This is a genomic window from Raineyella sp. W15-4, assembly GCF_033170155.1.
GTDB lineage: Bacteria > Actinomycetota > Actinomycetes > Propionibacteriales > Propionibacteriaceae > Raineyella.
In genome coordinates this window covers 1,961,916-1,982,332 of record NZ_CP137079.1, presented here as the reverse complement: position 1 = coordinate 1,982,332, position 20,417 = coordinate 1,961,916, and the positions used below count along the sequence as shown (strand labels likewise).

Sequence of the window (20,417 nt, the reverse complement as noted above, 5' to 3'; positions counted from 1 at the left end):
AGGGCGTCGGTGGGACCTACCCACTATTCCTCGTCCGGTTCCGGTACCGGCGTCGCCGGCCGGCGCAGCGGCCGTCCGAGCAGAAGGGTGAAGAAGAGCTCCAAATGGTGGGACACGTCGTAGGGGACCGGACTCAACGGGGCATCGAGCTGGAGACCGTCCCAGAGGGCGCCGATAGTGGTGGACAGCTCCTCCGGGTCGAGTGAGGGGTCGATCTCACCGTTGTCCTGGGCAAGGGCGAGGTTCTCGGCGATGCTTCGTTTTACAGTGCGATTCTGGAAGAACTGGTGGGCGGGGTGCCCCGGATCGGCGGCCTCCGCCGCGATCACCGTGAACAACTGGACGAGTCCGGGCGACTCGGCATTGCGGCTGGCGAGATCGACCATCCGGAGGAACAGGTCGTCGATCCCTTGGTACCCCGGGAAGCTCCGGCGCCCCTCGACATCCCGCTGCTCCAGCACGGCGATCAACAGCGCGGCCTTGTCCGCGAAGTGATGCTGCAGGGTGGCGTGGGAGATGCCGCACCGTCGCGCGATCTCGCGCAATGATGTCCCGGCGAAGCCGACCTCACGGAAGACCTCGGTGGCCTTGGCGACGATGTCGGCTTTGGTGGCGCGACCTGTCGCGTATCCACCGGGTCGGCTGGTGCCCACGATATCCTCCCGAATCAGCTCTCTTGTCGAGAGTGCAGCCTGATCCCACACGGTAGCGCTCATGGCTGTGGCTACCCCACAGCATCGGCCAGTCCACCCGCGCTCGCGATCGGTGGCGGATGCCGGTGGCGGCCGGCTCTCGGCGACGCGACGGGACCGATCCCGACGTCGGACCGGGGGAGCATCGGTCGAACGGGAGGAGCCGGGCGGCCGAGGCACAGCCGTCCCGCGGCAGTGCGACGCGAGAGCCACCGAAGCGTCCTGATCTCCCGCGACGTGGGTGGTGACACGGTGGCCGCGGTGAGTGCAGGTGGTGCAGCGTTGTCCCCGGGCGCGGTGGTTGACCTTCGCGGTGAACGGGACGTCGGGGTGCTCGGGGCACCACCACAGGCCGGTCCGGCTCGAGCCGGCGGTGACCTGGGTGGCGTCGAAGCCGGACTGGTCGGCGAGCAGGGTCGCGGCAATGGCGGGGTGGGTGGTGGCCAGGTCGTTGTGGCCGGCGACGATCTGGTAGCCGGCGCAGATCCCGCAGCCGCACCCGCGGGAGCGTTCGGCGACCCGGGCGGTGAACGGGATCGATGGGTGCTCGGGGCACCACCACAGGCCGGTCCGGCCTGAGCCGGCGGTGACCTGGGTGGCGTCGAAGCCGGACTGGTCGGCGAGCAGGGTCGCGGCAATGGCGGGGTGGGTGGTGGCCAGGTCGTTGTGGCCGGCGACGATCTGGTAGCCGGCGCAGATCCCGCAGCCCTGGCCGCGGGTCCGCTGGTTCACCGTTGCCTTGTACGGGATGCCCGGGTGGGCGTCGCAGATCCACCAGCCGATCCGTCCCGAGCCGGCGGTCACCTCGGTGGCGGCGAACCCGGACCTCTCGGCGTCGAGGGTGGCGGCGATCTCCGGGTGGGTGACGGCCAGTCTCTTGCGGGGTCGGCGATCCCTGGCGGGGCGGGCTCTGCGGGTCATCCGGAAGACCGGCTGGCGGACAACCTGGACCGAGTCCAGGCCACGGCGCCACCACCCCGTCCGACTGGAGCCGGCGGTGACCTGGCGGGCGGTGAAGCCGGAACGCTCCGGGTCGAGCAGGACCGCGATGGCGGGGTGGGTGGTGGCCAGGTCGTTGTAGCCGGCGACGACCTGGCGGCCGGCGCAGATCCCACAGCCGACCTCGCGGGTGCGGCTGTCGACCGCGGCCCGGAACGGGAAGTGCGGGTGGATGGGACAGTGCCAGTACCCGATCCGGCCCGAGCCGGCGACCACCTGGGTGGCGTCGAAGCCGGATTCCTCGGCGAGCAGGGTCGCGGCGATCGCCGGGTGGGTGGTGGCCAGGTCGTTGTAGCCGGCGACGACCTGGCGGCCGGTGCAGATCCCGCAGGCCTGGCCGCGGATCCGGTCGACGACCCGGGCCCGGAACGGCACCTGCGGGTGGGCGGGACACCGCCACAGCCCGGCCCGGCCGGACCCCGCCGCCACCTGGGTGGCGTCGAAGCCGGATTCCTCGGCGAGCAGGGTCGCGGCGATCGCCGGGTGGGTGGTGGCCAGGTCGTTGTAGCCGGCCACGACCTGACGCCCGGCGCAGATCCTGCAGCCCTGGCCCCGGGTCCGCTGAGCGACCTTCGCCCGGAACGGGATCTCCGGATGCTCCGGGCACCACCAGAAGCCGACCCGGTTCGACCCCGCGACCACCTCCTCGGCCGTGAAACCGGACCGCGCCGCATCAAGAGTCGCCGCGATGTCGGGATGCGTGCTGCTCAACGGCGCGGTCACGGCAGCCCCCCAGGCCTGTCGGACCCCTCGGATGATGAGCCTGCGGCAGCTTTCTGCATCGTTTCCCCCCGATGTCGGCGTGGATGCTGCGTGACCGTCGGCATCTTGAATCTCAACCATATGGCTGATATTCAAGCCGTGGTGGTCACGGTCCTGGGATGTGGCACGCGGCGCGCTCCGCCGGCGCCGTCGCGGCGACGGCCGACCGTCCGGGACCGTCCGGTCGGGTAGGCTGCCGGGTTGTGAAGCCTTTGGAACTTCTTCCCGCCGTCGACGTCCGTCACGGACAGGCCGTTCAGCTGGTCCAGGGGATCGCCGGCACCGACAAGCGCTTCGGGGACCCGCTGGCGGCGGCCCGCCGCTGGCAGGACGCCGGCTCCGAGTGGCTCCACCTGGTGGATCTCGACGCTGCCTTCGGGGAGGGGGACAATGCCGACGTCCTGGCCGAGGTCGTCCGATCGGTCGATCTGAAGGTCGAGATGTCCGGGGGCATCCGCGACGACGCCTCGCTGGAGCGGGCGCTGGCCACCGGCTGCACCCGGGTCAACATCGGCACGGCGGCGCTGGAACGGCCGGAGTGGTGCGCCGAGGTGATCCGTACGTACGGTGACAAGGTGGCGATCGGTCTCGACGTCAAGGGCGACCGGCTGGCGGCCCGCGGCTGGACCCGTGAGGGCGGCGACGTCTTCGAGGTCCTGGAGCGTCTCGACCGGGCGGGCTGCCGCCGCTACGTGGTCACCGACGTCCGCTCCGACGGCATGCTGTCCGGTCCGAACCTGGAGCTGCTCGGCGCGATCTGTGCCCGCACCGACGCCCCGGTGGTCGCCTCGGGCGGCGTCTCCAGCCTGGAGGACCTGCGCCAACTCGCCGGACTGGTCTCCATCGGCGTCGAGGGTGCCATCGTCGGCACCGCCCTCTATCTCGGCAACTTCACCGTTGAGGAAGCCCTGGATCTCACCCGCAGCATCTCAGCCGCCCTCGAGCAGTAGGACCGATCCGTTGACGATATCCACCGACATCCCCGAGGTCGTCGGGCCGCCGCCGCTGGGCGGCCGGCTGCGTGACCTGCTGGCGGGCAAGAAGATCGTGATGACCGGCGCGACCGGCTTCATCGGCGAGCACCTGCTCTGGAAGATCCTCACCGAGCTGCCCGACACCACCCCGGCCGTGCTGGTCCGCCGCAAGGGCTCGGCCTCGGCGCGGGACCGGGTGATCACCCTGGTCGGCAAGCCGATCTTCCGTGACCTGGTGAAGACCGCCGGCGGCAAGACCGAACTGGTCGACGCCCGGATCGAGGTGATCGAGGGCGATCTGCCCAACGTCCCGCCGTTGCCCCGCGACCTCGACGTGGTCCTGCACTGTGCCGGCGACGTCTCCTTCGACCCGCCGATCGACAAGGCCTTTGCCACCAACACCGTCGGCACCCGGGCGCTGATGGACGCGATGCTCGCGGCGGTCACCGATGAGACCGGTGCACTGGTCAAGGTGCCGCACTACGTACACGTCTCCACCGCCTACACCGCCGGCCGGCGCCGCGGGATGATCCCCGAGGCACAGCACGTCCATGACATCGACTACGACACCGAGACCCGGTGGGGGCTGAAGCTCAAGGAGACCATCGAGCTGGAGTCGCGGACGCCGGAGCGGCTCACCCGGCTGCGCCGCCAGGCGGAGCGGGTGCACCGCAAGGCGGGCTACCTCACCACTGCCCGGGACACCGAGCAGCGGCGGCTGGACTGGGTGCACGACAAGCTGGTCGAGGCCGGCACCGAACGGGCCCGTTCGCTGGGCTGGACCGACTGCTACACCTTCACCAAGGCTCTCGGTGAACGCGTCGTCGCCGATGTCGGCCGCAACATCATGGTGTCGGTGGTCCGGCCCGCGATCGTCGAGTCCTCGCTGAAGTACCCCCACCCGGGATGGATCGAGGGCTTCAAGATGGCTGACCCGATCATCCTGGCGTACGGCAAGGGCAACATGCCCGAGCTGCCCGCCTCGCCGGACTCGGTGATCGACATCGTGCCCGTCGACATGGTCGTCAACGCAACCCTGGCGGTGTGCGCCACCCGGCCCGAGGCCGGCCGGCCGGTCTTTTACCACGTCAACTCCGGAGCCCGGAACCCGCTGACCTTCGCCGACCTCTACGACCACGTCCGGTCCTACTTCCTCGAGCACCCGCTCACCCCCGGCGGCCGCGGCGCGGCCCATCTGCCGACCTGGAGCTTCCCCGGCGCCCAGCGGGTCGACCAGCTGCTGAACACCTCGACGAAGGCCTACCAGTTCGCCGACATGGCGCTCAAGGTCGCCCCGCGGGTGGAGGTGTTCCGCCGGCTGGCCCGGGACCTGGACAAGGGTGGGGCGCAGATTGCCTTCCTCCGCCGCTACCTCACCATCTACGGGGAGTACCTGCGCTCCGAGGTCACCTACCTCGACAACAACACCCTGGCCCTGCACCACCAGCTCGATCCCGCCGACCTGGAGGCGTTCGCCTTCGACTCCTCGGTGTACGACTGGAAGGACTACATCGAGGGCATCCACTGCCCGGCGGTGACCAAGCCGGTGCGCCGGATGGAGGAGCTGAAGCGGCGGCGCAGCGCCCGCCCGGCGACCTACCGCGAGCTGACCCCGGCGAAGCGGCCGGGCACCGTGCTGGCCGCGTTCGACCTCGACGGCACGGTGCTCAACTCCGATGTGGTGCGCAGCTACCTGTGGGCCCGGCTGCCGGAACTCAGCCGGTGGGACCGGACCAAGGAGGTCGCCTCGCTGGCCCGTGACCTGCCCGGCTACCTGTGGATGGAGAACCGGGACCGCGGTGCCTTCCTGCGCGCCCTCTACCGCCGCTACCGCGGCGCCCACCTGTCGGCACTGGAGGACTTCGTCGACCGGGAGCTCACCGAGGTGATCCTGGACCGGCTCGCCCCGGAGGCGATCCGCCGGGTGCGCGAGCACCGCGACGCCGGGCACGTGACGGTGCTGCTGACCGGCACCATCCGGCCGTTCACCCGCCCGCTGGTGCCGCTGTTCGACGAGATCGTCGCGGCGGAGCTGGCCACCGACGCGCAGGGGCGCTGCACCGGCTACCTGACCGGGCCGCCGTTGGTCGGGGAGTCCCGCCCGGCCTGGCTGCGGTACTACGCGGCCACCCACGACATCGACCTGGCGACCAGCTACGCGTACGCCGACTCGCACGCCGACGAGTCGATGCTGCGCGCGGTCGGCAACCCGGTGGCCGTCAATCCCGACGTCCCGCTGATGCGGGTGGCGCAGGCCGACCACTGGTCCATCGTGGAATGGAGCTCCCACAGCGCCGGGAGCCGCAACCGGCCGCGTGGCCGATAACCGAGGAGAACCGCACATGTCACGACCGGGATTCATCCTCGAGGTCGAGAAGCGTACGCCCCCGCTGCTGATCGGCGACGGCGGGGCGGGCCGGTTGGCGTCGCTGCCGCTCGGCACCCAGGTGGTGTACCCGAACGAGCACGACGTCAGCATCCTGGACGTCGACCAGGCGATCGGCGATGCCCTGAGCTCCCCGCACGGCTCCGCCCCGCTGGCCGACCGGCTCGGGCCCGGCCGCCGACTCACCGTGGTGGTGACCGGACTCGAGGTGGCGCCGATGGCGCAGGACATCCGCGGCCGGCTGGTCGAGCAGGTGCTCGAGGTGGCCGCCTCCCGCCGGGTGAACGACGTCCGGGTGCTCATCGCCGTCGGCGCCGGCCGCCGACTCACCCGGGCCGAGCTCGTCGCCGTGCTGGGACAGCGGGTGGTCGACGCCCTGGGGCCGGACGGGCTGATCCTCCAGTATGACCTGGCCGATCCGGCGGGTGCCGTCGATCTGGGGCTGACCCCGGCCGGGGAGCCGGTGCTGGTCGACCGCCGGCTGGCCGAGTCCGATCTGGTGGTGACGGTCAACGTCGCCCGGAAGTCCGGCGACACCGGCGCCGGGTTCCTGGCCGGCGGCGTCGTCGCCCTCGCCACCCTCGACGCCTGCCACGGCTTCGGCGCGGTGGACGGTGCCGCGGAGCGGGTCGCCGCGGTGCTCGCCGAGAAGCTGCCGCTGTTCGCCATCGACGTGGTCACCGACCAGGCCGACGTCGCGCCCGCCTTCGACTACCTGGGCCGCCGGGAGTGGGAGTGGAGCGTACGCCAGCGGCTGGCGCTGAGCCTCGCCCGGCAGGCGCAGGGCGTGGCCCGGGAACGCCTGCACCGGGCGATGTGGGAGGCCGGCCAGCCGCGCCGGACCGCGGTCATCGCGGCCGGGGCGCCGGCCCGGGTCGCGGAGGTGACCCGCCGGGTGCTGGCCGACCAGCAGGTGGTCCAGTTGCCGGCCCCGGTCGATGTGCTGATCACCGGAGTGCCCGGCCGCACCCGGTACAACGCCGGGACGAGCGTCGACCCGCTGACCGCGGCCTGGTCGGCGCTGCAGGGACTGGAGCGTCCCGGCAGCCCGGTGCGCCCGGGCGGCGCGGTGATCGTCTGCCACCCGCTGCGCCAGGACTTCTCCAGCACCGAGCACCAGGCGTCGGGCGACTTCTTCGCCCAGGTGCTCACCCGGACCACCGACCCGGCGGTGGTCAACGCCGAGCACGAGCGCCGGTACGCGGAGGACGAGTGGTACGGCCACGTCCACCGCGACCAGCACGCCTACGCGGGTATCCTGCCGGTGTACCAGTGGTACGCGATCTCCCGGGCCCGCGCCCACTGCGGCGACATCGTCTGGGTCGGCGCGGACCGCGACAGTGCGGTCCGGATGGGCATGCGGGCGGCGACGACCCTCGCCGACGCCCTGGAGATCGTCTCGAACCGGATCGGCCCGGATCCGCAGGTGGCCTACCTGCACGCCGGGGCGACCATGGTCCCTGATGTCGTGGAAGGACGGGGGTGACACAGCCATGAGCGTTGACAGCTCAGCGATCAGCACCGAGATCGCCGGAGGACGGGTACCCGACCCCGGTGGGGAGCGGCCTCCCGCCGCCGGCTGGACCGATCGGTTCACCGGCCGGACGGCGGCCGCCGTCGAGAGCGGTGCCGCGCCATGGCGCCGCCGCTGGGCGCAGTCGGCGCCCGCGACCCCCGAACACCCCCGCATCTGGGGCTGACGCCCCGGGGCGTACGAACGACAGGAGCCACCCATGAGTGGGCATTCCAAGTGGGCCACCACGAAGCACAAGAAGGCCGTCATCGATGCCAAGCGCGGCAAGCTCTTCGCCAAGCTGATCAAGAACATCGAGGTCGCCGCCCGGGTCGGCGGCGGTGACCCGGCCGGCAACCCGACCCTCTACGACGCCATCCAGAAGGCGAAGAAGACGTCGGTGCCGAACGACAACATCGACCGCGCGGTCAAGCGCGGCTCCGGTGAGGGCAGCGAGGCCGTCAACTACGAGACGATCATGTACGAGGCGTACGGCCCCGCCGGCATCGCCCTGCTGATCGAGTGCCTGACCGACAACCGCAACCGGGCCGCGTCCGACGTCCGGGTGGCGATCACCCGCAACGGCGGCACCGTCGCCGACCCGGGGTCGACCTCGCGGATGTTCCAGCGCAAGGGCGTCGTCTCGGTCGCCAAGAAGCAGGACGGCAAGGAGGTCACCGAGGACGACCTGCTCGAGGCGACCCTGGAGGCCGACCCCGAGGACGTCCAGGACGGCGGCGACGCCTTCCGGGTGATCAGCGACCCGAACGCGGTGGTCGAGGTCCGCAAGGCCGTCCAGGCCGCCGGACTCGACTACGACTCCGCCGAGGTGGAGTTCGTGCCGGACTTCACCCAGCAGGTGGATCTGGAGACCTTCGAGAAGGTGGAGAAGCTCGTCGACGCCATCGACGACCTGGACGACGTCCAGAACGTCTACGGCAACTACGAGCCCGACGCCGCGGCGCTGGCCTCCCTCGCCGAGGACTGAGGCCGGGCGAGCGCGTGCGTGTCCTCGGCATCGACCCGGGCCTGACCCGGTGCGGCTTCGGCGTCGTCGACGGCGACCGGTCCCGCCGGTGCGCCCTGGTCGACGTCGGGGTCTTCCGCACCCCGGTCGACCTCGACACTCCGCGCCGGCTGGTGCAGCTGGAGCGGGAGATCGAGGCCAAGCTGCGGGAGCACCACCCGGACGTGGTCGCGATCGAGCAGGTCTTCGCCCAGCACAACAGCCCGACGGTGATGGGCACCGCCCAGGCCGCCGGGGTGGCCATGCTGGTCGGCGCCCGGCACGGCCTGCCGGTGCGGCTGCACACCCCCTCGGAGGTGAAGGCCGCGGTCACCGGGTCCGGCCGGGCCGACAAGAAGCAGGTCGGGCTGATGGTCAGCCGGATCCTCGGGCTGGCCGAGATGCCCCGGCCGGCCGACGCTGCCGACGCGGTGGCGCTGGCGGTGTGTCACGTCTGGCGGACGGCTCTGGAGTCGTACGGTCTCGAGGCGAACGGTCTCGGCGGATCCCGGCTGGAGGCCGCGGCACGGGGCGCCGCGGCCACGACGAACCGGTGGCAACAGGCGGTCGACGCCCATCGGACGAGCCGCCGGCCGACCTGGAAGGAAACGCCGCGGTGATCGCGCACCTCACCGGGACCGTGACCGCGGTCCGGGCCACCTCCGCCGTGATCGACGTCGGCGGCCTGGGGCTGGAGGTGCAGTGCACCGCCCGGGCGCTGTCCGGACTGCGCCCGGGGGAGCCGGGCCACGTGGAGACCTCGCTGCAGGTGCGCCAGGACGTGTTCACGCTGTTCGGGTTCGTCGACCCGGTCGAGCGGGAGGCCTTCGAGATGCTGCTGGGGGTCAACTCCGTCGGCCCCAAGCTCGCCCTGGCGATCCTGTCCCTGCTGGACCCGGCCGCGCTGGTCACGGCGATCCGGGCCGAGGACCTGCACGCCCTCACCAGGGTGCCCGGGGTGGGCAAGAAGTCTGCCGAACGGATCCTGGTCGAGCTCAAGGACAAGGTGGTCCGGCTCGGGGTCGAGGCGGCACCGGGCACCCCGGCGGTCGGCGCGCTGGAACGGCCGCTGTGGCGGGAGCAGGTCTCCACCGGGCTGCAGGGGCTGGGCTGGTCGGCCAAGGACGCGGAGGCGGCCTGCGACACGGTCGAGCCGCTGGTCGCCGAGGATCCGTCGATCGGCGTGGCAGAGTTGATGCGGGCGGCGCTGCGCTCGCTGGCCAGATGAGGAGTGACCGGGAGGTGACGGGGTCGTGACGGATCGGGGAGCGATCGACCCGTACGCCTCGCCCGAGGAGAGCGCTGTCGAGGCGGCGTTACGCCCGGCCCGGCTGGCCGACTTCGAGGGCCAGCCCCGGGTGAGCGCCCAGCTCGGGCTGGTGCTCGCGGCGGCCCGGCAGCGCGGCACTACCCCCGACCACGTCCTGCTGTCGGGCCCGCCCGGCCTCGGCAAGACGACGCTGGCGATGATCATCGCTGCCGAGATGGGTGTGCCGCTGCGGATCTCGTCGGGCCCGGCGATCCAGCACGCCGGCGACCTCGCCGCGATCCTGTCCGGCCTGGTCGCCGGCGAGGTGTTCTTCCTCGACGAGATCCACCGGATGTCCAAGCCGGCCGAGGAGATGCTCTACCTGGCGATGGAGGACTACCGGGTCGACGTCGTGGTCGGCAAGGGCCCCGGAGCCACCGCCATCCCGATCGAGATCCCGCACTTCACCCTGGTCGGCGCGACCACCCGGGCCGGGCTGCTGCCCGGCCCGCTGCGGGACCGGTTCGGGATGACCGCCCAGCTGGAGTACTACGGTCCGACCGCCCTGGAGCACATCGTGCAGCGCTCCGCCCGGGTCCTCGACGTCCCGGTCGAGGCGGACGCCGGCGCCGAGATCGCCCGGCGCTCGCGCGGCACACCACGGATCGCCAACCGGCTGCTGCGGCGGGTCCGGGACTACGCCCAGGTGCACGGCGACGGCATCGTCGACCGGGGCACCGCCCGGGCCGCCCTCGACCTCTACGAGGTCGACGAACTGGGCCTGGACCGCCTCGACCGCGGTGTCCTCTCCGCGCTCTGCGAGCGTTTCGGCGGCGGCCCGGTCGGTCTGTCCACCCTCGCCATCGCCGTCGCGGAGGAGCCGGACACCGTTGAGGAGGTCGCCGAACCCTTCCTCGTCCGGCTCGGTTTCATGATGCGTACGCCGCGCGGGCGGGTCGCCACACCGGCCGCTTTCGCCCACCTGGGGCTGAGTGCTCCCGGTGAGGGCAACGGTGTCCCCGCGCTGTGGGACTAGACTCGCCCCGTCCACCCCCGACCAGGAGAACTCAGACAGATGAATGGTTCCGTCAGCACCCTGCTGATGATCGTGCTCTTCGTCGCGCTCGGCTATTTCATGCTGATCCGCCCCGGACGCGTCCAGGCGAAGAAGCAGGCCGACCTGATGAAGGAGCTCGCCCCCGGTGCCCGCGTCCAGACCCAGATCGGCGTGTACGGCACCCTGGTCGAGATGGGCGAGGTCCAGGCGCGCATCGAGGTCGCCCCCGACGTGGTGATCACCGTGGACAAGCGGCTGATCTCCGGGGTGACCCCGCGCAGCCGCGACGAGTTCCACCAGTACCCCGACGACATCGCTGACACCGCGGCACCGACAGACGCCGCGGCGTCGGCGGAGATCGAGGCAGCACCGGTGGAGGCCACCGATGAGGCGGCTCCGACCGACGTGACCGAGGACGTTCCGGCCGACGACACGACCCCCGACACCGCGACTGAGACCTCCGTCACAGAAGACGACAGCCAGAACGACGGGCAGCCCGGCACCGGCACCCGGAACGCCTGAGCCGGGCCGATGGCGACGAAGTCCGGACGTTCCACACAGCCCGTCCACCCCTGGCGGCCGCTGCTGGTCGTCGTCGTGGTGCTGGCCGCCGTCTACGGGACCATGGCCGGGATGGGCAGCTGGCTGCCGAAGCTCGGCCTCGATCTGCGCGGTGGCACCACGATCACGCTGACCGCGGCCAACACCACCGGCTCGGGTCAGGTCGACCGGTCCAGCCTCGAGCAGGCCCGGACGATCATCCAGCAGCGCGTCGACAGCCTCGGTGTCGGGGAGTCGCAGGTCACCACCTCCGGCAGCAACCAGATCACCGTCAGCGTCCCCAACGTCAGCCAGGACCGGCTGCGGGACATGGTCGGCCAGACCGCCCTGCTCAACTTCCGGGTCGTCTACTACGGCCAGACGGTGACTGCCCCCTCGGCCTCGCCGAGCGCCGAGGCGACCCCGCAGGCCGGGTCCGGCAGCACCCCGCAGGCGAGCACCAGCCCGCAGGGCAACAACCTGCCGACCGCCCCGGCGGCGACCGCAGCCGCGACCCCGACCCTCAGCCCCTCGGCGTACCCGACCGCGTCGGGCAGTGGGACGACGCAGGACAAGGCGCTGGCGTGGCAGCCGACCGAGCAGGACTTCGCGAACTTCCAGGCCTACAGCTGTGGGCAGCCGGTCAACGACGTCGCCGACCAGCCGCTGATGACCTGTGACCGGGACGGGACGACCAAGTACCTGCTCGGGCCGACAGTGGTCAGCGGCAACCAGGTGACCACCGCCTCCGCCGGCATCCCGCAGAACCAGCTGCAGTGGGTCGTCACCCTGGAGTTCGACCAGACCGGCGCACAACTGTTCTCCGACGCCACCACCCAGCTCGCGCAGGGGGTGCCGTCCAAGCAGTTCGCCATCGTCCTCGACGGCAAGGTCGTCTCCGCCCCCCAGGTCAACGAGGCGATCCCGAACGGCCGGGCCCAGATCGACGGCGGGTCGACCGGCTTCACCCAGGAGGCGGCGCAGAACCTCGCCTCGGTGCTGAAGTACGGCGCCCTCCCGCTCTCGCTGAGCATCGACTCGGTGGACACCGTGTCCCCGGTCCTCGGCGGCGAGCAGCTGCAGGGTGCGCTGATCGCCGGTGCCCTCGGTCTGGTGCTGGTGGCCGCCTTCGCCATCGCCATCTACCGCAGCCTGTCCTGGGTGGTGATGGCCACCATCCTGCTGGCCATCGCCCTGACGTACGGCCTGATGGTGCTGCTCGGGCAGGGCCTCGGGGTGGCGCTCAACCTGCCCGGCGTGGCCGGCGCGATCGTCGGTATCGGGGTGACCGCCGACTCGTTCATCATCTTCTTCGAACGGATCAAGGACGAGGTACGGGCCGGGCGTACGCTCCGCTCGTCCGTCGAGTCGGGCTGGCTGAAGGCCCGCGGCACGATCCTGATCTCCGACGGGGTGCAGCTGCTCAGCGCGCTGGTGCTGTTCATCCTGTCGATCGGCACGGTCCGCGGCTTCGCCTTCATCCTGGGGCTGACGACGATCATCGACATCGTCATCACCTTCCTGTTCACCAAGCCGATGATGACGCTGCTGATGCGCACCCGGTACTACGGCGAGGGCCGGCGCGGCTCCGGACTGGAACCCACGCTGATCGGCGTGGAGTCGCTGCCGATCCGTCGCCGCCGCGCCCGGTCCGGTGCCGGCACACCTGAGGAGGCCTGATGGCTGCCCCGTTCCGAGCCCTCGTCCGGCTCTCCCACGGCGAGAACGTCTTCGACCTGCTGTCGCGGCGGCGCCGCTGGTACCTGATCAGCGCGGTGGTGCTGACCCTGTGCGTGGTCGGCCTGCTGGTCCGCGGACTCAACCTCAGCATCGAGTTCCGCGGCGGCTCCGACTTCCGGGTGCCACACGCGGTGACCGCCACCACCGTCGCCGACGCCCAACAGGTGGTGACCGGGACCGGCCTGCCGGAGATGTCCGACGTCACCGTCACCACGATCGGCGGCAACACCGTCAACGTGCAGACCCGGTCGCTGACCAGCGCGGAGGTCACCGAGGTCCGCGGGGCGCTCGCCGGCTGGGCCGGTGTCTCCTCGGAGCAGGTCTCCTACAGCCTGATCGGCGCCTCCTGGGGCCAGCAGATCACCCAGAAGGGGATCATCGCGCTGTCGGTCTTCCTGGTGCTGGTCGGCCTGGTGATCGCGCTGTACTTCCGGGACTGGCGGATGGCGGTGGCCGCGATCGTCTCGGTGCTGCACGACCTGCTCGTCACCATCGGGGTGTACGCCTGGGTCGGGTTCTCGGTGACACCGGCGACGCTCACCGCGCTGCTGACCATCCTCGGCTATTCCCTGTACGACACGATGGTCGTCTTCGACCGGGTCCGGGAGAACGTCCACGAGCTGCCCTCGCACCGCGAGACGTACACCACCGCGGCGAACCGCAGCCTCAACGAGGTGCTGCTCCGGTCGATCAACACCACCATCATCGGCGTCCTGCCGGTGCTCGCCCTGCTGATCGCCGGGGTGTTCGTGCTGGGGACGGGGCCGATCAAGGACCTGTCGCTGGCGATGTTCGTCGGCATGATCGCCGGCGCCTACTCGTCGATCTTCATCGCCACCTCGTTGCTGGTGGACATGAAGGAACGCACCGCCGCGATGAAGGACTGGCGGGCCAAGCTGGCCCGGCACGAGGAGCGTGAGCGGCTCCGCGACGAGGCCAGCGCCGGGCAGCCCGGAATCGACGGGCCGGCCGTGCCGGTGGTGGTGAGCGTGGACCTGACCGAGACGAGCCGGCCGGTGGCCCCGGAGCCGCCGACGCCGATCGCGCCGGGGGAGCGCCACCAGCCGCAGCACCGCACCCGCACCCAGCGCCGCCACGAGCACTGAAGGGGAACCCGGAGATGACGACCTCGACACCGCAGACGTCCCCGGGCGCGGCCGCGACCGGCGTCCCCGCCACCTCGGCAGAGCGGCGCCGGCTGATCGCCTCGCTGATCCGCGACATCCCCGACTTCCCGAAGCAGGGGGTGGGGTTCAAGGACATCACCCCGCTGCTGGGTGACGCCGCCGGGTTCCGGGCCACCATCGACGAACTGGTCGCGGCCGCCCCGCCCGGCATCGACGTCGTGGTCGGGATGGAGGCCCGCGGGTTCATCGTCGGCGCGCCGGTGGCGATCGCCCTGGGGGCCGGGTTCGTGCCGGTCCGCAAGCCGGGCAAGCTGCCGGCGGAGACGTACGAGGTCAGCTACGACCTGGAGTACGGGCGCGAGACACTGACCATCCACACCGACGCGATCCGGCAGGGCTCCCGGGTGCTGGTGGTGGACGACGTGCTGGCCACCGGCGGTACCCTCGCGGCGACCGCCCGGCTGATCCAGCGCTCCGGCGCGGAGCTGGTGCACGTGGCGGTGCTGATGGAGCTGGCCTTCCTGCAGCCGCGGACCCGGCTCGCCGAGGCCGGTCTGGGCGACACCGAGATCACCGCACTGGTCACCGTCGACGCCTGAGAGGCCCGTCGTGCCGCCGGATGACCAGGTGCTGGACGGCGCGCGGGACGCCCGTCCCGCTCCGTGACCAGTTGTCCTCGCTTGCCCGGTCAACCTTGTCGACACGGCTAGACTCTCAGCCCATAACAAGGTGACTCCGAGAGGAGGCCGCCGTGAGTGACGAACTGTTGCCCGTGGCCGTCAACGATGCGCCGCGTCTGTCGATGCGGCAGCGTCTGGCGCGCCTCGGCACCAAGCCCCAGCAGCCGAACGTCCTCGATCCGCTGTTCCAGGCGATCCGGGCCTCCCACCCGCGAGCGAACCTGGGCCTGGTGGAGCGTGCCTACCTCACCGCATCACAGCACCACGAGGGCCAGAAGCGCAAGAGCGGCGACCCGTACATCACCCATCCGCTCGCTGTTGCGACGATCCTCGCCGAGCTGGGCGCCGCGGAGGAGACGATCTGCGCCGGCCTGCTGCACGACACCGTCGAGGACACCGACTACACCCTGGAACAGGTCACCGCGGACTTCGGCCCGACGGTCGCCCTGTTGGTCGACGGGGTGACGAAGCTCGACAAGGTGACGTACGGCCCCTCGGCGAAGGCCGAGACGCTGCGCAAGATGATCGTCAACATGAGCCAGGACATCCGGGTGCTGGTGATCAAGCTGGCCGACCGGCTGCACAACATGCGGACGCTGCATTTCCTCCGCCCCGACAAGCAGAACCGGATCGCGGCGGAGACCCTGGAGGTGTACGCGCCGCTGGCCCACCGGCTCGGCATGAACACCATCAAGTGGGAGCTGGAGGACCTGGCCTTCTCGACCATGCAGCCGAAGCTGTACGACGAGATCGTCCACCTGGTCGCGCAGCGGGCACCGTCCCGGGAGCGCTTCCTCAAGCAGGTCACCGAGATCATCGAGGGCGATCTGCACCGCGCCGGGATCAAGGCGACCGTCACCGGCCGGCCGAAGCACTACTACTCGATCTACCAGAAGATGGTCGTCCGCGGCCGTTCGTTCGAGGACATCTACGACCTCGTCGCGTTGCGGATCATCGTCGACTCGATCCAGGACTGCTACGGCGCGCTGGGGGTGCTGCACTCGCGCTGGAACCCGCTGCCGGGGCGGTTCAAGGACTACATCGCGATGCCGAAGTACAACATGTACCAGTCGCTGCACACCACCGTACGGGGCCCCGAGGGCACCCCGGTGGAGTTCCAGATCCGCACCTGGGACATGCACCGGCGGGCCGACTACGGCGTCGCCGCGCACTGGAAGTACAAGGAGGGCAAGGGCGACCGTTCCGACCCGACCGAGCTGAACTGGGTGCGGGCGCTCAACCAGTGGCAGCGCGAGACCGAGGACCCGGAGGAGTTCCTCGACGACCTGCTGTTCTCGATCAACACCGACGAGGTCATCGTCTACACCCCCAAGGGCGACATGCTCACCCTGCCGGTGGGCGCGACGCCGGTCGACTTCGCCTACCAGGTGCACACCGAGGTCGGTCACCGGTGTATCGGCGCCCGGGTGAACGGGCGCCTGGTGCCGCTGGAGTCGAAGCTGCAGACCGGTGACCGGGTGGAGATCCTCACCTCGAAGGCGGAGGGTGCCGGGCCGTCCCGGGACTGGCTGGAGTTCGTCGCCAGCCCGCGGGCCCGGGCGAAGATCCGCCAGTACTTCAGCCGGGAGCGCCGCGACGAGGCGATCGAGAGCGGCAAGGAGGCGCTCGCCCGGCAGATGCGTCGGATGGACATGCCGATGCAGCGGCTGCTGACCATCGAGCACCTCACCGAGGTCGCCGCGTACTTCCGTGTCGCCGATGTGAACGGTCTTTACAAGGCCGTCGGCGAGGGCAGCATCTCCCCCCAGGCGGTGTGTCAGCGGCTGGTGGAGATCGCTGGTGGGCCGGAGGAGGTCGCCGAGGAGGCCAGCGAGGACTCCCTCGTCCTGCGCCGGCCGCGGACGTCCCCGACCTCGACCGAGACCGGGGTGATGGTCCACGGCGACAAGGGCGTGTGGGTCAAGCTGGCGCGCTGCTGCACCCCGGTGCCCGGCGACGACATCATCGGCTTCATCACCCGGGCATCGGGGGTGTCGGTGCACCGGCGCGACTGTAGCAATGCCCGCAACCTGCTGGAGCACGGCGCGGAGCGGATCGTCGAGGTGTCCTGGGCGCCGACCGCGGCGAGCTCCTTCCTGGTGACCGTGGAGATCATGGCCCTGGACCGCAGCGGCCTGCTGTCCGATGTCACCCGGTCCATCGCCGAGCAGCACATCTCCATCACCTCGGCCAGCGTCAACACCCACCGCGACCGCACCGCGCGGATCACGATGTCCTTCGAGACACCGGACCCGACCCACCTGGACCACGTGATGAACGCGATCCGGCGGGTGCCGGGGGTCTACGACGTCGGACGGGTCAGGGCCTAGGGCCGATCAGGCGCCGAAGTCGTGCGCCGCCCGTTCGGCCTGCTCCAGCCAGGTCTGGTAGGTGGCGATGGAGTCACGGTGCTCCTTGGCCTTCTTCGCATCGCCGCGGGCCTCGGCCTTGGTCGCCTTGTCGGTCAGGTCGTCGATCTGGGCCTGGATCTTGCGGGCGGTGTCGGTGGCCAGCTCCCGGGCCTGCGGGTCGGTGCGCTTCCACTCCGCCGCCTCGCGCTCCCGGACGGCCTGCTCGATCCGGTGCAGCCGGTTGTCGAGGCCGCGGATGGCGTCCCGGGGCACCTTGCCGATCTCGGCCCACCGGTCGAGCAGCTCGCGGTAGAGCTGCTTGGCGCCGGCGAGGTCCTGGTCGGGGTGGATCTGCGGCTCGTACTCGTCGAGCAGCGCCTCCTTGGCCAGCTGGTTGCCGCGGAACTCCTCGTCCTGGGCATCCTGGGCGGCGTTGCGGGCGTTGAAGAACCGGTCCTGCAGGGCGCGGAACTGCTTCCACAGCTTGTCGTCGATCTCCCGCTGGGCGGGGCCGGCGGCCTTCCACCGCTGCATCAGGTCGCGGAAGTCGCGGGAGGTCTGCCCCCAGTCGGTCGACTCGGCCAGCGGGGTCGCCTCGTCGATGATCGCCTCCTTGACCGTCTTCGCCTCGTCGCGCTTGGCGCTCTGTTCAGCGAACTGGTGCTTGCGGCGGCGGGTGTAGGTGGTCCGCGCGGTGGAGAACCGGTGCCACAGCGCGTCGTCGGTCGCCTTGTCGATCCGCGGCAGCGCCTTCCACTGGTCGAGCAGGGTCCGGAACCGGTTGACCCCGCCGCGCCAGTCGCTGCCGGCGGCGATCCGCTCGGCCTCGGCGACCATCTCCTCCTTGGCCGCGCGGGTCTCCTCGTTCTGGGCGGCTCGGGCCGCCTTGCGCTCCTCCGTCTTGGCCTCGACCAGCGGGCTCAGTGCCTCCAACCGGGCCTCGAGTGCGGCCAGGTCGCCGACCGCGGCGGCACCGTGGACGCTCGCCTTGACCTGGGCGATCCGCTTGCGGGCGTCATCGGGGGTCAGCGCGCCACCCTTGAGCCGGTTCTCCAACAGGTCGACCTCGACGGCGAGATTCTCGAACCGACGGACGTAGAACGCGAGAGCCTCGGCCGGATCCGCCCCTGCCACCTGGCCGACGGCCCGTTCGCCGTCCGGGGTGCGTACGAACACGGTGCCGTCGGTATCGACGCGACCAAAGGAAGCCGGCCCTGTCATCTCGCTCATGGGTACATCTTGCCGGATATGGTGGCCGTTGTGTTCATCGCGTCATTTCCCGCCGGGCCGTGGCAGACCAACTGCTACCTGGTCGCGCCGGCCGACCGGGGGCCGTGCATCGTCCTCGACCCGGGCGTCGGCGCGTTCGACACCGTGCGTGACCTGGTCGAGGAGCACGGCCTGGAGCCACAAGGGGTGCTGCTGACCCACGGCCATCTCGACCATCTCTACAGCGCCACCGACGTCTGTGCGACGTACGGTGTCGACTGCTGGATCCACCCCGCCGACCGGGCCCGACTCACCGATCCGTACGACATCCCGGGTGCCTATGAGTTCGTCGAGCAGGCACTGGGCCGGGCCCGCGACTTCACCGAGCGGGAACCGGCGGTGGTGCACGAGGTCGCCGACGGGGACCGGATCACCCTGGCCGGTTTGGAGATCGAGGTGCTGCACGCTCCCGGGCACACCCCGGGCTCGGTGCTCTACCGGGTGGCGCCCGCCGACCGGCCGCTGGTGTTCACCGGGGACGTGGTGTTCGCCGGCAGCGTCGGCCGGGTCGACCTCCCCGGCGGTGACGCCGCGGCGATGCGTCGTACGCTCCGCACCGTGGTCCTCGGCCTGCCCGACGACACCGTGCTGTTGCCCGGTCACGGCGGTCAGACCACGGTGTCCCGGGAGCGGGCCGCCAATCCGTACCTCACTCGTGAGGGACTAACCTCGTTCTGACCCTTTTCCGTTCCAGAAAGGCCTGTGCCCGCATGAGCCGCCCCAAGCCGATGTCCGGTTTCCCCGAGTTCCTCCCGGCCGAACGGATGGTCGAGTTGCATGCGCTGCGGATCCTGACGTCGACCTTCGAGCTGCACGGCTTCGCCCCGATCGAGACCCGCGCGGTCGAGCCGATGGAGCAGCTGGCCCGCAAGGGGGAGATCGACAAGGAGATCTACGTCGTCCGAAGACTCCAGGGTCTGAACGACGGCCTGCAGGGCCTCGACGGTGACGGTGACGACCTGGGGCTGCACTTCGACCTCACTGTGCCGTTCGCCCGCTACGTGCTGGAGCACGCCGGGCACCTGGTGTTCCCGTTCCGCCGCTACCAGGTCCAGAAGGTCTGGCGCGGCGAGCGACCCCAGGAGGGACGCTACCGGGAGTTCCTGCAGGCCGACATCGACATTGTCGGGCAGGGAACGCTGGCTGACCACCACGACGTGGAGATCCCGCTGGTGGCCCTCGACGCGTTCGAGAAGCTGCACGTCGACCTCGGCATCCCGCCGGTGGTGCTGCACGTCAACAACCGCAAGCTGTCCGAGGGCTTCTACCGCGGGCTGGGCATCGAGGACCCCGCCGCGGTGCTGCAGCGGGTCGACAAGTACGACAAGATCGGGCCCGATGCCGTCGCCGAGACACTGGTGGACGAGCTGGGCCTGGCCCCGGCCCAGGCGGTGCAGTGCGTGGCCCTGGCCGGTATCGCTACCCCGGACGAGTCGTTCGTCGACCGGGTCCGGGCGCTGGGCGTCGAGCACGAGCTGCTCGACCAGGGCCTGGCCGACCTCGCTGCCGTGGTGCGGGTCGCGGAGCGCCAGGTGCCGGGCCGGATGCTCGCCGACCTGAAGATCGCCCGTGGACTCGACTACTACACCGGCACGGTGTACGAGACGCTGCTGCAGGGCTCGGAGCGGATGGGGTCGGTCGCCTCCGGCGGCCGGTACGACGCACTGGCGTCCGACGGCAGGGTCACCTTCCCTGGGGTCGGCTACTCGTTCGGGGTGACCCGCCTGCTGGCGCCCATCCTCGGCCGAGGGGAGCTCACCTCCAGCCGCTCGGTGCCGACCTGCGTGCTGGTCGCGGTGGACAGCGAGGACACCCGCGAGCGGGCGCTGCGGACCGCCGACCAGCTGCGCCGGCGGGGTGTCCCGACCGAGGTCGCGCCGAAGGCGGACAAGTTCGGCAAGCAGATCCGCTATGCGGACCGGCGGGGGATCCCGTTCGTCTGGTTCGGGGCGGGGGAGCACGACGAGGTCAAGGACATCCGCTCCGGTGACCAGGTCGCTGCGGATCCGCAGGCCTGGCTGCCTCCGGCCGAGGACCTGTTCCCGCGCACCGTCCGCGGCTGAGCCGGACGG

General features: G+C 71.0%; 17 protein-coding genes. 15 read left to right on the top strand and 2 right to left on the bottom strand.

What is annotated here, in order from left to right; translation table 11 throughout:
- Window positions 1-23: 23 nt before the first annotated feature.
- Window positions 24-2,414: a zinc-ribbon domain-containing protein gene (locus tag R0145_RS09275; protein WP_317840123.1), complete on the bottom strand. Its 2,391-nt coding sequence runs from the start codon at window positions 2,412-2,414 to the stop codon at window positions 24-26.
- Window positions 2,415-2,656: 242 nt separating this feature from the next.
- Here R0145_RS09275 and priA point away from each other — a divergent pair, with 242 nt between their 5' ends.
- From priA to R0145_RS09210, 13 genes are all read left to right on the top strand, one after another.
- A complete protein-coding gene (priA, locus tag R0145_RS09270) occupies window positions 2,657-3,403 on the top strand; it encodes a bifunctional 1-(5-phosphoribosyl)-5-((5-phosphoribosylamino)methylideneamino)imidazole-4-carboxamide isomerase/phosphoribosylanthranilate isomerase PriA (protein WP_317840122.1) in 747 nt (248 codons plus the stop codon).
- Between the two features lie 10 nt (window positions 3,404-3,413).
- Entirely contained in the window at window positions 3,414-5,753 is a 2,340-nt protein-coding gene (locus R0145_RS09265) for an SDR family oxidoreductase (RefSeq protein ID WP_317840121.1), read from the top strand.
- Between the two features lie 16 nt (window positions 5,754-5,769).
- Entirely contained in the window at window positions 5,770-7,299 is a 1,530-nt protein-coding gene (locus tag R0145_RS09260; RefSeq protein ID WP_317840120.1) for a lactate racemase domain-containing protein, read from the top strand.
- Window positions 7,300-7,306: 7 nt separating this feature from the next.
- Window positions 7,307-7,513 carry a hypothetical protein gene (locus R0145_RS09255; protein ID WP_317840119.1) on the top strand — a complete coding sequence of 69 codons (207 nt, stop codon included), beginning with the start codon at window positions 7,307-7,309 and terminating at the stop codon, window positions 7,511-7,513.
- Window positions 7,514-7,546: 33 nt separating this feature from the next.
- The gene (locus R0145_RS09250) at window positions 7,547-8,314 is read left to right on the top strand and encodes a YebC/PmpR family DNA-binding transcriptional regulator (protein ID WP_317840118.1); all 768 of its coding nucleotides are present in this window, start codon (window positions 7,547-7,549) and stop codon (window positions 8,312-8,314) included.
- A gap of 14 nt (window positions 8,315-8,328) precedes the next feature.
- Window positions 8,329-8,952 carry a crossover junction endodeoxyribonuclease RuvC gene (gene ruvC / locus R0145_RS09245; protein WP_317840117.1) on the top strand — a complete coding sequence of 208 codons (624 nt, stop codon included), beginning with the start codon at window positions 8,329-8,331 and terminating at the stop codon, window positions 8,950-8,952.
- The gene (gene ruvA / locus R0145_RS09240) at window positions 8,949-9,560 is read left to right on the top strand and encodes a Holliday junction branch migration protein RuvA (RefSeq protein WP_317840116.1); all 612 of its coding nucleotides are present in this window, start codon (window positions 8,949-8,951) and stop codon (window positions 9,558-9,560) included. The genes ruvC and ruvA overlap by 4 nt, the downstream gene beginning before the upstream one ends.
- Before the next feature lie 25 nt (window positions 9,561-9,585).
- Window positions 9,586-10,617 (top strand): Holliday junction branch migration DNA helicase RuvB, encoded by a 1,032-nt coding sequence (gene ruvB, locus R0145_RS09235; protein ID WP_317840115.1) that lies wholly within the window; start codon window positions 9,586-9,588, stop codon window positions 10,615-10,617.
- Between the two features lie 39 nt (window positions 10,618-10,656).
- The gene (gene yajC / locus R0145_RS09230; RefSeq protein ID WP_317840114.1) at window positions 10,657-11,160 is read left to right on the top strand and encodes a preprotein translocase subunit YajC; all 504 of its coding nucleotides are present in this window, start codon (window positions 10,657-10,659) and stop codon (window positions 11,158-11,160) included.
- 63 nt (window positions 11,161-11,223) lie between these two features.
- On the top strand, window positions 11,224-12,858 hold the full coding sequence (gene secD, locus R0145_RS09225; protein WP_411742106.1) for a protein translocase subunit SecD: 1,635 nt from the start codon (window positions 11,224-11,226) through the stop codon (window positions 12,856-12,858).
- Window positions 12,858-14,024, top strand: a complete 1,167-nt coding sequence (gene secF, locus R0145_RS09220; RefSeq protein WP_317840112.1) for a protein translocase subunit SecF — start codon at window positions 12,858-12,860, stop codon at window positions 14,022-14,024. Before secD ends, secF begins: the two co-directional genes overlap by 1 nt.
- Before the next feature lie 14 nt (window positions 14,025-14,038).
- Window positions 14,039-14,644 carry an adenine phosphoribosyltransferase gene (locus R0145_RS09215; RefSeq protein WP_317840111.1) on the top strand — a complete coding sequence of 202 codons (606 nt, stop codon included), beginning with the start codon at window positions 14,039-14,041 and terminating at the stop codon, window positions 14,642-14,644.
- A gap of 203 nt (window positions 14,645-14,847) precedes the next feature.
- Window positions 14,848-17,055 (top strand): bifunctional (p)ppGpp synthetase/guanosine-3',5'-bis(diphosphate) 3'-pyrophosphohydrolase, encoded by a 2,208-nt coding sequence (locus R0145_RS09210; protein WP_317840197.1) that lies wholly within the window; start codon window positions 14,848-14,850, stop codon window positions 17,053-17,055.
- Between the two features lie 6 nt (window positions 17,056-17,061).
- Here the strand turns inward: R0145_RS09210 and R0145_RS09205 are convergent, their stop codons facing one another.
- The gene (locus R0145_RS09205; protein WP_317840110.1) at window positions 17,062-18,306 is read right to left on the bottom strand and encodes a DUF349 domain-containing protein; all 1,245 of its coding nucleotides are present in this window, start codon (window positions 18,304-18,306) and stop codon (window positions 17,062-17,064) included.
- A gap of 18 nt (window positions 18,307-18,324) precedes the next feature.
- Between R0145_RS09205 and R0145_RS09200 the strand changes: the two genes are divergently transcribed.
- Window positions 18,325-19,023 (top strand): MBL fold metallo-hydrolase, encoded by a 699-nt coding sequence (locus tag R0145_RS09200; protein ID WP_317840109.1) that lies wholly within the window; start codon window positions 18,325-18,327, stop codon window positions 19,021-19,023.
- A 32-nt stretch (window positions 19,024-19,055) separates the two neighbouring features.
- Window positions 19,056-20,408 (top strand): histidine--tRNA ligase, encoded by a 1,353-nt coding sequence (gene hisS, locus R0145_RS09195; RefSeq protein WP_317840108.1) that lies wholly within the window; start codon window positions 19,056-19,058, stop codon window positions 20,406-20,408.
- The last annotated feature ends 9 nt before the right edge of the window (window positions 20,409-20,417 follow it).